The organism is Chryseobacterium sp. NFX27 (assembly GCF_049887855.1).
In the GTDB taxonomy this organism is placed as follows: Bacteria; Bacteroidota; Bacteroidia; order Flavobacteriales; family Weeksellaceae; genus Chryseobacterium.
Genome location: NZ_JAGEKK010000019.1, coordinates 84,884 through 97,965, shown reverse-complemented (window position 1 = coordinate 97,965; position 13,082 = coordinate 84,884). Strand labels below are relative to the sequence as shown.

Genomic DNA, 13,082 nt, shown 5'->3' with positions numbered 1-13,082 from the left:
TGCCTCGCTGCTCACTTAAAGATACTGCTTGGATCTTAAACTCTAGACTGTAATTTTTTCTGATCTTTTTCATACTCTTAAAGTTAAAGAGTATAAGAATCGTGTCCTAACAAAGTTAGCAACTCCACCCTCAATATACAACCTAAAAAGGTATTAAAGTCAAGAGATTATATTCTGGTATATGACGCTGAGGAGGACATAAAAAATATTACAATGGAAAGATCCATTTTTGATCTGATCAATCTGGATCCGGGAGGTGTGGTTGTGACAGCGGAAGGAACTGACAGTGATTTTGTTTCAAGATATTTTACGCCGCAATCGTCAATTCTTGAAGATCCGGTAACCGGTTCAGCATATTGTTCGTTAATTCCATTTTGGGCATCACGATTAGGAAAAAATAAGCTTTTCTCCCGCCAGCTTTCAGAAAGAGGTGGCCAGCTCTACTGTGAAAATAAAAATGAAAGAGTAATTGTTGCGGGTAAAGCAAGAACCTATTCAACGGGACACATTTGGATAGAATAGAAAATTATGTGCGGGCTAATAGATTGGCAATTAATTAGGAGCGTCATGATTTTGGTTTATAAGATCTTGGAATATGTGTGAATGAAGCTATTTCTAAATTAGCAACATTCTACAGCGTACATTCGGTATAGGATACTCTGCGTTTTAAATAAAGCTGGCGTTTTATCACCAGCTTTATTTATACTAATATCCTCATATAAGAGCACATTGCAAACATAACAGCCATTTTCAATGCTGTAAATTTCTATATTTGGTTAATAATTCTAAAAAACTATACCTATCTATAATATTTAAAACTAAAGCTATTTTTCACATTCAACAATACTGGAAACCTCAGTAGCTGTCTGAATTAATCTTTTAAAGGTCAGTCCTGCACTTTCCAGAAGGAACTTAAATTCGCTTAAGGTGCGTTCTTTTCCAGTTGTCATCGCCATAATATTGATATCTAATAATTTCCCGGCGTGTGGAGTATTTCGTGAATTATCAGGAATAACAGAATCGACAATCAGTAATTTACCTCCCATAGGCATCGATTTTTGCACGTTTTTTAAAATCTTGATCGACTCATCGTCATTCCAATCATGGATTACCCATTTTGTCATATAGAGATCTGCTCCCGCAGGAACATCTTCAAAAAAATTCCCGCCAACCACAGCACATCTTTGTTTCAAATCCTCCGGTATATGCTGTACTGTCTGTTCTACCACATAGGGTTCATCGAAAATGATTCCGGTACTTTCTGGTGTTGCACTTAAAATAGCAAACATCATCGCTCCATTTCCACCTCCCAGATCTATCAAAGTTTTGTACGGTGAGAAATCATAAGCATCAATAATTGTTTTTAATACTGCACCTGACATCCCTGCCATAGCCTTTGCAAGATTAAATCCAGCTTCTGGATTTTGCTTGTAATATTCCCAGACAGGTATTCCATGAGCATGTTCAAAAGCAACTTTTCCGGTTTTTACTCCGTAAGTTAATTCTCCAAAAGCGGGATAATGCTCACCAAGATTTGCTAAGGCCCAAGGTTTTACTGATCCGGGAACGTCGGTTAATAATGTTGCCCCAAAATCATTCAATTCAAATGCTCCGTCGCCCCTTTCCTTAAAGATTCCGACGCTGGTTACTGCTCTTAATAATCTATACAATGATTTTTCATCCGATTCAGTCTCTTCTACTAATTCAGACAAAGTTTTCGGGCCATTGAGAAGCTTATCCGCAATATCTAATTGTGCAACTGAATGAATACAAGCGGCAACCCAATAACCGCTTATTAATTCATACATTTTGAAAGATAGTTCAGGTTTTTCTGGTAATTTTTTCATGGTAATATTTTATTGATGTTAAATCCTAAAAATAAGTTAATTTGATTTAACTTATTTATATAATTTTATATTTCTGAAAAACTAAAACCAACCAAATGAACAAAATTACAACACAGGAATCAACTGTATTGTCTCTATTGAACAATGCAATTTTGCTGAATTCGACAAAAACAGCGCTTATTTACGAAGATGAAAGAATTTCTTTTGAACAGCTTGAAATTAATTCAAACCGATTATCGAACTACATAAAACAAAGAGGAATATGTACGGATGCACCTCTTTGTTTCTGCCTGAATCAATCCATTGAAAAGGTTATCGTTATGTTATCTATCTGGAAAGCGGGGGCAGCATATGTGTCACTAGATCCGTTGTATCCCAATAAACATCTGCAACATATTTTAAATGATACAGAAAGTCCAATTCTCATTACAACAAAAGAGTTTGTTGAAAAGTTCCACTTTTACAAAGGTGAAATTATTTTAATTGATGCTCAAAAAGAAGAGATTGCACAAATGCCCAATGAAGGAACTGATTCCGACATTAAAAATGGGTTAGCATACCTAGCTTATACCTCGGGAAGTACCGGAACTCCAAAAGCAGTAATGGCAGAACATAAAGGTTTGGGGAATTTCATGAAATATTTCGGGGAATTTTTAAGTACAGAAAAAGAAGATACTGCACTCAATATTTCATCATCAAATTTTGATGGAATTGTACTTGATCTTTGGATCCCGCTTTCATTGGGGATCACAGTCTACCTCTATCCGGACAACAGAATCGTAGGCGATTCCCTTCTCAATTATATCCGTCAAAACAAGATTACTATTCTCCCTTATTTGCCGGTCTCGATTTTGGCAACATTACCGACTGATAAACAGACTGGAAGCCTACGAAAAATATGTACAGGAGGTGAAGCTCCAATAGCTAAGGTAATAGAACACTGGAAGACAAAAGTTGACTTAATTAATATTTATGGTCCTACTGAAACTACAGTGGTGGTAAGTGGATTTAAATTTGATGAAAACCACCCTATAGGCACAATTGGAAAACCCTTACCCAACGTAGATTTCTATGTTCTCAATCATGAAATGAATATTTTACCTGTTAACGAAATTGGAGAGTTATACATTGGTGGAATCCAGGTTTCAAGAGGATACCATAATCGTCCGGATCTTACAGCTGAAAGATTCTTGTCATTCATAACGCCCAGAGGAAAAATCACAAGACTATACAAAACAGGTGACCTTGTTCGGCGATTAGAGGACAACACCATTGAATTTGTTGGAAGAGCAGATCAGCAGGTAAAAATCAGAGGTTTTCGTGTGGAACCCGCAGAAATTGAAGAAAAAATTAAACAATCAAATCTTGTTGAAAACTGTGTTATCATCGTGAAACAAGAACAAAACGATAGACAATTAGTTTGCTTTTATAAAAATAATAAAGATAAAAGTACTTTTTCGGAAGATATCAGAGCTTATTTGTTTGAGCGATTACCTGTTTATATGATTCCTTCAAAATTTTTAGAAATTCAAAATTTTCCGTTAACAGCAAATGGAAAAATTGATAAAGCTGTTTTAAATCATTTTGATACAGCAGAAGAAAAAAGGAAATTTTTTGTTCTACCTCAAACTAAGCTGCAACAGCAATTAGCCAAAGCCTGGTGCACAATTTTAAACATACAATCAGTCGGTATTCATGACAATTTTTTTCGATTCGGAGGAAATTCAATTTTAGCTTATAAACTTGTTTCTCTTCTTCGGCAGGATTTGCATCTTCCTTTGCAGATCGCAGATCTTTTCTCACACCCATCTATTCACGATATTGAGAATTACATTATGGGTTTAAAAGATAGTGAGCGAAATGAAGAAGAAATTTTAATACATGAAAATTATTCCATACCCTTATCTTCTCAACAGCAGAGCTTATGGTTTTTAGATAAATTGCATGGAAGTGCCGCTTACAATGTGGGTGCAGTATATCCAGTCAGTAAAGATATTTCTCTGTCTACTTTAGAAAAAGCGTTTAAGGAATTATTAAGAAAACACAGCATCTTAAGAACTATTATAGAAGAAAAAGAAAATCAGGCTTTCCAATCTGCGATCAGTGAAAATAACTGGATTTTAGAGACTTTACATAGTACTGAAAAAATCCATGAATTAATAAAAATTCCGTTTGATCTGCAAAGAGATTATATGCTTCGTGCTTATATTATTCATGAGAACGACAAACCTGTTTCCTTGTTTTTAATTATTCACCATATTGTTACAGACGGATGGTCAATGCCTTTGATCATTGATGAGGTTAATACTTTGTACCAGCAACTGTTAGATAAACAGGTACAGATAAATTCTTTATTACAATATGAGAATTATGTTACATGGCAATCTAAGCAGGACAAAGAAAATGGAATCAATTTCTGGAAGGAAAATTTAGAAGAAGTTACTGTACTACAAATTGCTCATGATTTCAAAAAACAGCAACCACATCCGGATTCAGGGAAGCAGTATCAATTTGAAATTGATGAAAAATTGACCCAAGCGTTGCAGAAAATTTCAGAAGAGCAATCGGCAACATTATACATGACTCTATTATCTGCTTTTGGTCTGTTGATGCAATATTATAGCGGTCAGCAGGATATTTGTATCGGAAGCCCGTCTGCCAACCGACCTCATCGCTTCGATAGAACTATCGGGTATTTTGCCAATATGCTTCCTATTCGCATGAAAATCGATGGAAACCCTGTCTTTTCAGAATTTTTACAACAAATAAAAAATCTGATTCCGCAAATTCTAAAGCATCAAGACACTCCTCTGGAAACAATCATTAGTAATGTAATAAAAGATCGTTCTGCAGGACATAATCCTTTATTTCAAAATATTTTTGTATTACAAAATCCTAATGAACAGTTTGAAAATTCAATTCCAATAAACAACCATGATGTTGAATGGATTTTTAATCAAAAAATAAAATTCGATTTACAATTTGAAGTTCTTCCCACCGACAGAAAATTAAAAATTAATATAGATTATTCTGATGTTCTGTTCAAAGAAAAAACGATTGATGAGATGGCAAAAGCATATCAATTTATCTTGCAGTCAATAACTTCTGATTCCAATCAAAAAATTGGAGATATTAATATTTATTCTGTTTTAGAAAAAAGAAAAGATTATGAATCTGAAGCCGTAGAAATTCCGAAAACCTTAATAGAATTATTTGAAAATCAATCAAGTAAAACACCGAATAAAACTGCGTTGATTCAGTCTGGATTAGGTATTTCTTATCAGGATTTAAACCAAAAATCAAGCCATATTGCCAATCAGATAATTTCAGCCGGAGTTAAACGTGGAGATTTTGTAGCTTGTTATCAGGAACAGTCTATTGAGCGAATTATAACTTTATTAGGAATTATAAAGGCTGGTGCGGCCTATGTTCCATTGGACACTACTTATCCAATTGACAGAATTAAAACGATTCTTGAAGATACAAAACCGAAACTTTTAATTACCGCAGGAAAATTTGACTTAAAAAATGAGATTGAAGAACCTATTCTTTTCATTGAAAAACTACTTAATACTCCTTTAGCAAACATTCGGGAAAGTTATAAAAACACGCACTCTCCTACTGATCTTGCCTATGTAATTCATACTTCAGGAACCACAGGACAGCCCAAAGGAGTTCTTATAGAGCATCAATCGTTAGGGAATTTCATCACTGAATACGGAAATCTGCTTGAGCTCAGTGAGCAAGATAGAACGTTACAGTTTTCTCCCTATAATTTCGATGGTTCTGTTATTGATCTTTGGATTCCATTGACGAAGGGTGCCACCATTCATCTTTATCCAAATAATAAATTGCTGGGTGAACAACTATCTGAATTTATTTCTCAACATGCAATTTCTGTAATTCCTTTTATTTCACCTACTGTACTTTCTACAATTCCACAAAATACAGATTTACCTTTACTAAAAGTAATTGGAACGGGCGCGGAAACCTGCCCGCCACATGTAAGCCAGTATTGGAAGCAATATACTAAACTTCTTAATATGTACGGCCCAACGGAATCGACCGTTGCTGTGAATAAATTTATTTTTGATGATATTCATCCGGATAACACTATAGGGACAACTATTAAAAATATGAGGTTATATGTTTTAGACCAATATCTTCGTCCGGTTCCCAATGGTGTTATTGGTGAGCTTTATATTTCTGGAATCCAACTTTCTAAAGGCTACCTGAATAAACCGGAACTTACAGCAGAAAAATTTATTAAAAATCCTTTCGTTAATAATGAAAATAGCTTTTACAAACGAATGTATAAAACCGGAGATCGGGTAAAAACATTGTCCGATGGAATGCTTGAATATATTGGAAGAGCCGACCATCAGGTAAAAATAAGAGGTTACCGTATTGAATTAGCAGAAATTGAAAATATTCTTTGTCAAATTAAAGGAATAAAAAATGCCACAGTTCATATTCACAAAGCTTCTGAGGTTGTAAAGTCTTTCAGAGCCTTTGTTTCCGGAGATTCTCATATATCTCATGTTAAAAGTGAATTAAAAAAGAAACTACCTTCATATATGATTCCTAATGAGATTTTTATGGTAGAAACAATACCTGTAAAATCAAATGGTAAAATAGATTTAGAATCCCTCATCCAAATTGCAGAAAACTTAATCAATGAAACCACTGAATTTGAAGAAGAGCCATTAAACAATTATGAAAGAATCATCAAAGAAATATGGAGTGAAGTCCTGGAACGTAAAATTACAAGCATGGAAGACGATTTTTTTCAATTGGGAGGACATTCACTATTGCTTACGAAACTTTACAACAAACTGTTCAAACATTTTCCAAATACAATTTCTTTGAGCGAATTATATATCAACAGCTCAATAAGAAAATTAGCTTTATTGATCGAAGAAAGAGAAGCAAACCCTGAGGTTCACAATTATGGATTAGGACAAGATCCGTTGAGTGAAGAAATAAAAAAAGATGCAACAATTGCTTCCGATGCCTTCAAATTTAATGTTTCAAAAAAGGGAAATTTCACAGACCCAAAAGCCATTTTACTTACAGGAGTGACAGGGTTTGTTGGATTAAATATATTAGTAGAATTATTAGAAGCCACTTCTGCAGATATTTATTTACTGATAAGAGCCAATAACGAAACTCAAGCTAAAGAAAGATTATTTGAAGCGCTGGAAAATCAATTAATTTCAGCGGATATTTTCGATAAAAAAAGAATCAAAATATTAGCCGGTGATCTTGCAAAACCATTTTTAGGACTGCCGACGGAAAAGTATGAAGAACTTACAGAACTTATAGATGTTGTACATCACGCTGGAAGTGCTGTTAACTTTATTCAGCCATATTCTTATATGAAAGCGGCTAATGTGGATGCTCTTCATACTCTGATTAAATTTGTAACTACCCATCAGCTGAAACAATTATCATTGTTATCAACAGTTGGAGCATTCAGCTGGGAACATTACTTCACCAAACCTACATTGCTTATGGAAGATACAGATACCCGATCTGCATTTAAATATTTAAGTCGTGATATGGGTTATATTCAAAGCAAATGGGTAATGGAACAAATCGCTTTGGAAGCTATAAAACAAGGTGTTCCCATTATAATTTTCAGATTGGGTTATGTTTTTTGCCATAGTATTACCGGAGCAACAGCAAAATATCAATGGTGGGGATTATTGATCAAAACATGTATTCAATTAAAGGTATATCCAATTTTGATTGATCAAAAAGAAGAATTAATAATGGTAGATTTCGTGAGTAAAGCTATTACACATATTGCTAAAAACCCTGATTCTATAGGACAAATTTTCCATTTAAGTCCGGAACCGGAGGACAACATAACCGTAATGGAGTTCTTCGAACTGCTTCGCGAAGAATTTAATTTTGATCTGCAACCAATTCTTTATCCGGAATGGCGTGCCCTTTGGGAAAACGATGAAAACAGTCCGCTCTACCCTCTTTTGAATCTTTTCAAATTTGTTGCTTATGACAATAAATCCATTATTGAGATTCACCAAAATACTCCTGATTTCGATATCACCAACACAAAAAAATTCCTGAAAGGAAGTACTATTGAAAACAAAACCGTAAAGCGCGATAACGTAGAAGCATTTTGTAAATATTTAGGTGTTCTTTAATGGTAAAAATATTTTATACAAAGTTTAACTCTGATAACATGACAGTCATTTTAGATAAATGGCTGTCTTTTCTTCCTTTTCAGCTTCAAAAAATTAATCAAAGCTATAGAAACGAGGAAGATCGGGTGAGAAATCTATTAGGTAAATTGCTATTGGGTGAGGCTTTAAAAAAAATTGGCTATGAATCAATTTCGCTTGATACCATTCAATATAATCAATCAAAAAAGCCCTATTTATCAGAAGAATTTGATTTTAGCATCAGCCATTCTGGTATATATGTTTTTTGTACAATTGGACGAAACTTAAAACTTGGACTTGATATTGAAGAAATAAAGCCAATCAATTTTTGTGAGATGACAAACATAATGAGCAATTTTGAATGGAAACGGATAAACAAAGCTCCCAATCCCTTAAATCAATTCTATAAACTCTGGACGCTCAAAGAAGCAGCCATAAAAGCTGAAGGAACAGGATTTTTCATTGATTTAAATACAATTGAAGCAAAAAAAAACACCGTGCACATTGGAAAGAATATCTGGTTTTCGAAAGAATTATTATTTGATGAAAATTATTCCGGACATATCATTACTTCAGAATCAAAAAGTGATTTTGAAATGATCTACAAAGAATTCATGTAATTTAAAAACACCATCAATGAACAGAATCACTGATAAAGTAATAAACATTTATCATCATATCCAAAGACAAGAAAGCATACTGGAAAAAATATTGAACAAGACCGAAATTTTTTGATCTCTTTATAATCTTCTTCATCCAGTTTATCGGCAAGATATTTATCTCGTGCATTAGCAACTTTTTCGTTGAGCAGATAAATCTCTTTTGAAATTGACTTTCTTTTGGATTATATCCAGTTTTGAAATTTCAAGCTCAAAGAGGGCATTAATTTATCAGAGGGCAAATCTGAATCCGCATTTATAATGATAATAGTAATAGGTTTTAAACTTATCCTTTGCCCCCATTTGCAGTGAGGTTCTTCACCGCTTGTGCTAATGGTTACGGGTGGAATTTCAGTTTGTCGAGAGCTTTATCAACTTTTTTATTATCTCCGTATATAATAATTCCAGCAAGGCTTAACTCTTTATCCGTATGTTTTGCGATTTCACTTATATTGTCATCTTCATTTTTAGTAGCAAACAGTTCTCTGGTATATATACCAATATTTAGTTCTCTTTCTGATGCACGGCTAAAAGCACGTTTCAATTGTTCATCAGAGTCAGCAGCATAAACAAGAACTGGGTGTTTAATAAAAGGCAGGTAAGAAGTGCCCGAGGCGCTCACCAACGGTGCACCATGAGTCTCAGGAAAAGCTATTGCAACTGAACTTGCCAGGAAAGAGGTTACATTTAATTTTTGCCAGTCTTCTAAGCTGTTTAGAATAACTACTGCGATCTTTTTATCGTACATGTCTAGTCTTTACTTCTGGTTTATAGCAAGTGAACTGATATCAACAGCCATTTGAATGTTACATCGCTCATAAGGTGTTGGATGTCCAGCTATTTTCTGGAAACCTAGCTTATGGTACAGGGTGATTGCAGGCTTCAATATTGTATTGCTCTCTAAATAAATTTTTTTTGCACCAAGCGAAGCCGCCTTTTCCAGCGCAGCTTGCCCTAGTAGCCATCCAATACTCTTTCCTTGTGCAGATGGGGAAACAGCCATCTTAGCCAATTCAAAATCATGTTCGCCATCGTGCATTGTCATCAAAGCACATACTCCGACAACTTCATCATTTAAAAGAGCAACAAAAATGTGACCTCCTCGATCTAATATATACTCCTGCGGGTTATCCAGTGAAAGACGGTCGGCTTCTTCCATCTTAAAGTAAGATGATATCCACTGTTCATTCAACTGTCTGAAAGAAGAAGCATGCTCCGGCAGATAGTCAATGATCTGAACAGCACTACTCTCCCGTTTTTTTTTCTGTTCCAGAACCCTGCGCAGCAACGTTTTCTGCTCAAGCAAAAATTCCCATTCTTCAATGGCTTTCCAAAGATCGTTTGCCGCATGCATGTTAATGGTATTAATTGCCTCTTCCACATCCACATACTGATCCTGGATCTTTTCTTTATAACTCATGCCTTTTTCTGAAAGAACAACCATACTCCGTCTTCCATCACTATTACCTTTCTTTTCAATCAATCCTTCTTTAGTCATTTCGCTAATAATCTTACTTACTGAAGGATGGGAATGACCGATTTCCTGCGCAATTCCTGTTACCGTCTTCTCAACGCCTTCTGACAGGGCATAGAACACCGGAAACCATTTAGGCTGCATTTCAAGATTGTATAACTTGTAGATCTGTGCCGCGTCATCAGTAATCTTATTGGTCAGCATTCTTAGCCTGCTACCAATTGATTTTATCCCAGCTGCTTTATAAAATTCCATATTATATTAATTACGTAATCAGTTACGCAAATGTACAGCTTTATCTTATCCATGCAAAATTCTTTATTGAATTTTTCTAATAGGAAGTTATTTCCCGGTGTTTCGTAACAAAAATATACTGGATTATAAAGCTATTTTAGGTGAAATTTAATATTTAAAATTCCACTTATTGCTATAAATGTCAATTATGAAGCAGCAGTTCTATTTCATTTTAAATTCTGAAGGTCTCATATTAGTCAATTGATGAAAATTATTACTAAACGCAGATATATTAGAATACCCAATTTCATAAGCTATTTCGGTTATATTCAAATCTGTATCTTTAATTAATTCCATCGCACGAATAATCCGCAGCATTTTTATATACTGGATAAAGGTAATGTGTAGTTTTGTTTGAAATAATCTTGTTAAACTTCTCACACTCATTCCTGATTGCTTTGCCGTACTTTCTAAGGTGAGGTTTTCATTTAACCGGTTTTTAAAACTGTCAATTATAACATTGAGTCGTTGGTCGTCTGTTGTAGGAAGTTGAATGGAAAATTTTTTAAGATTTTCTTTAGACAGTACATTCTTGAGCGTTGATAAAAATTCAAATTCCCATGAACCCCTGTAATAATCTCCTTGCCATTTTTCACTAAATGATAGCATTTCTGCCAGCAGCTTACTCACCGGGTAAATACCGAGTTCATCATAAAAACCACTAGTTCTTTCGTCCGGAAAATAGATGTTGATAATATATAAATCCTTCGTGTTAAACATGAGGTTGTGAGGAAATTTTTTGGGTATCCAGATATAATGATTAGATGGGATATAGAAATCCTTTTCATCTGTCTGCAAGTAAGCAATCCCGCCATAAACCAATAACAACTGAGCCTTATTATGCTGATGAGCTGGCAAACGCTGTTCGGTCTGCTGTCGCATGACCAGGATTGAATCAGGATTTTGATCAACAATATTTATTAACTGGTTAAGAATTTCCATATGGCCAAATATAACAAACATTAGGCTAATTATATAAAAAGAAGGCTTGGCATGTTGGATAATTTTGCTGTGTAAATAATATAGAATCATTATGAAAGATAAAGCCGTAAACCTTGACAAGGATTTTGTACTTGAAATACAAGCCAAAAAATCTGATAATAAAATACTCCAGCCAGCTGAAGAAATTGATAAAGCTAACATCTACTGCCTGGACTACGCTTATCAGTATCCTTTTATGCCGATGATCGATTTAACCTTTGCTTTCGATGAGTTGAAAAAGATGGTTAAGAAATGGTTAGCAAAGAAAGATACAATCATTTATTAAAAAGAAAACCGATGAACAGAACTAAAACAGCCCAAGTTATAGGCATACTGTTGCTGTTATTTACACCGTGTATTTACGCTCAGCATTCGGAAAAAGCCCAATCGTTAAGTTTGGAAGAAATATGGAAAGCTGCCGAAATGAATAATCGACAACTGAAATTATCTGATCTAAATCTTCAGCAAAGTAAAATAGAAATATTGGAAGCCAAAGATCTTTTGTTGCCGGAACTTTCTGTAGGCGGAGATGTAAAACTCAATTCGAAATTTCTGATTTATGACAATGGATTATTCTCATCTCCACAGGATGTTCCCATAAAAGGTTATGGGTACGAAGTAGGCTACAACTTAAACTTTAACCTTTTCAATGGTGGTAAAGACAAAAGGAACATCGTCATGAAAAAGGAAGAAGAGATACGAAAACAATATGAAATTGATCTCCAAAAGCACAGTGTAAAATACAATGCAGCTGTTGCCTTTTTTGATTTGTATAAGCTTCTGCACTTCTATGATTTTCTTCATGCAGAAATTGAAGCAGAAAAGAAACAGCTGGCACTTATAGAAAGCCTGTACAGAAACGGTACAGTACTAAAAAGTGATGTACTGAGAACCTCCGTAAAATTATCTCAACTGGAACTTAACCTTTCCGATGTTAAAAAAAAGATTGAAATCGCTAAACAACGTCTCAATATCCTGATGGGACGTGAAAATGATACTGAAATAGAAATAAAATACGACGAGACAATTGAATTGAACTCCATTACAGATGGTGATTACAACGATTATTTAGACATAGCCTTTAACAAATCGCCGGAGTACAAAATGGTCAATAGCGACATCAAATGGAGCGAATTGAACGTCAAACAGATGAAAGCTGCATTATTGCCTAAAGTTTCCCTGTATTCAAATTATAATTATACCTATCCGCAGATTTCATTTTATCCCTATTCGAATAATCTTTGGGGATTTGGTCAGACTGGGATTAAGGTGCAGTTTTCCATTGATAATCTATACAAAAGCAAACATGCCATTGCTCGTGCACAGGTCGCAACCAATCAGGCAAAAGAAAAAGCCAACATTAAAAAGGATGAAATTTTAATTCAGGTCAAGGAAGCTTACTTACAGCAGCAACAGGCTTTGGAAAGCATGAAAACGGCAGAGCAAAATATTATTAAAACGACCGAAACCGTCCGCGTTATCAGAAGCAGCTACTTAAATCAGGAATCTCTTTTGACCGATCTCCTAGAAGCTGAAAATGCTTTATTGGAAGCTAAATTTAATCTGACAACAGCACAAACAAACGTAAAAGTAACCCACATCAGATTATTGGCAATTATAGGAATTCTTTAATACAAAT

General features: G+C 34.6%; 8 protein-coding genes and 1 pseudogene. 5 read left to right on the top strand and 4 right to left on the bottom strand.

Features of this window, described 5'->3' with window-relative positions:
- Positions 1-129 precede the first annotated feature (129 nt).
- A pseudogene (locus tag J4Q03_RS17970) lies at positions 130-522 on the top strand (PhzF family phenazine biosynthesis protein); the annotation flags it as partial.
- A gap of 302 nt (positions 523-824) precedes the next feature.
- Here the strand turns inward: J4Q03_RS17970 and J4Q03_RS17965 are convergent.
- Entirely contained in the window at positions 825-1,847 is a 1,023-nt protein-coding gene (locus J4Q03_RS17965) for a methyltransferase (protein WP_426049500.1), read from the bottom strand.
- Between the two features lie 95 nt (positions 1,848-1,942).
- Here J4Q03_RS17965 and J4Q03_RS17960 point away from each other — a divergent pair, with 95 nt between their 5' ends.
- Both J4Q03_RS17960 and J4Q03_RS17955 read left to right on the top strand, forming a co-directional pair.
- Positions 1,943-8,017, top strand: coding sequence for an amino acid adenylation domain-containing protein (locus J4Q03_RS17960; RefSeq protein ID WP_426049499.1), 6,075 nt, complete (start codon positions 1,943-1,945; stop codon positions 8,015-8,017).
- 38 nt (positions 8,018-8,055) lie between these two features.
- Entirely contained in the window at positions 8,056-8,655 is a 600-nt protein-coding gene (locus J4Q03_RS17955) for a 4'-phosphopantetheinyl transferase family protein (RefSeq protein WP_426049498.1), read from the top strand.
- Between the two features lie 376 nt (positions 8,656-9,031).
- Here J4Q03_RS17955 and J4Q03_RS17950 read toward each other — a convergent pair whose 3' ends face one another.
- The 3 genes from J4Q03_RS17950 to J4Q03_RS17940 form a co-directional block, all read right to left on the bottom strand.
- The gene (locus J4Q03_RS17950) at positions 9,032-9,442 is read right to left on the bottom strand and encodes a DUF2000 family protein (protein ID WP_426049497.1); all 411 of its coding nucleotides are present in this window, start codon (positions 9,440-9,442) and stop codon (positions 9,032-9,034) included.
- 9 nt (positions 9,443-9,451) lie between these two features.
- Entirely contained in the window at positions 9,452-10,423 is a 972-nt protein-coding gene (locus J4Q03_RS17945; RefSeq protein WP_426049496.1) for a bifunctional helix-turn-helix transcriptional regulator/GNAT family N-acetyltransferase, read from the bottom strand.
- A gap of 201 nt (positions 10,424-10,624) precedes the next feature.
- Positions 10,625-11,404 carry an AraC family transcriptional regulator gene (locus tag J4Q03_RS17940; protein WP_426049495.1) on the bottom strand — a complete coding sequence of 260 codons (780 nt, stop codon included), beginning with the start codon at positions 11,402-11,404 and terminating at the stop codon, positions 10,625-10,627.
- 91 nt (positions 11,405-11,495) lie between these two features.
- On the opposite strand from J4Q03_RS17940, the gene J4Q03_RS17935 reads away from it, so the two are divergent.
- Together J4Q03_RS17935 and J4Q03_RS17930 are read left to right on the top strand one after the other, a co-directional pair.
- Positions 11,496-11,729, top strand: coding sequence for a hypothetical protein (locus J4Q03_RS17935; RefSeq protein WP_426049494.1), 234 nt, complete (start codon positions 11,496-11,498; stop codon positions 11,727-11,729).
- A gap of 11 nt (positions 11,730-11,740) precedes the next feature.
- A complete protein-coding gene (locus J4Q03_RS17930) occupies positions 11,741-13,075 on the top strand; it encodes a TolC family protein (protein ID WP_426049493.1) in 1,335 nt (444 codons plus the stop codon).
- The last annotated feature ends 7 nt before the right edge of the window (positions 13,076-13,082 follow it).

Excerpts from the sequence above, each read along its gene's own strand:
- J4Q03_RS17965 (WP_426049500.1), bottom strand. The coding sequence starts at position 1,847 with ATGAAAAAATTACCAGAAAAACCTGAACTATCTTTCAAAATGTATGAA.
- J4Q03_RS17960 (WP_426049499.1), top strand. The coding sequence starts at position 1,943 with ATGAACAAAATTACAACACAGGAATCAACTGTATTGTCTCTATTGAAC.
- J4Q03_RS17955 (WP_426049498.1), top strand. The coding sequence starts at position 8,056 with ATGACAGTCATTTTAGATAAATGGCTGTCTTTTCTTCCTTTTCAGCTT.
- J4Q03_RS17950 (WP_426049497.1), bottom strand. The coding sequence starts at position 9,442 with ATGTACGATAAAAAGATCGCAGTAGTTATTCTAAACAGCTTAGAAGAC.
- J4Q03_RS17945 (WP_426049496.1), bottom strand. The coding sequence starts at position 10,423 with ATGGAATTTTATAAAGCAGCTGGGATAAAATCAATTGGTAGCAGGCTA.
- J4Q03_RS17940 (WP_426049495.1), bottom strand. The coding sequence starts at position 11,404 with ATGGAAATTCTTAACCAGTTAATAAATATTGTTGATCAAAATCCTGAT.
- J4Q03_RS17935 (WP_426049494.1), top strand. The coding sequence starts at position 11,496 with ATGAAAGATAAAGCCGTAAACCTTGACAAGGATTTTGTACTTGAAATA.
- J4Q03_RS17930 (WP_426049493.1), top strand. The coding sequence starts at position 11,741 with ATGAACAGAACTAAAACAGCCCAAGTTATAGGCATACTGTTGCTGTTA.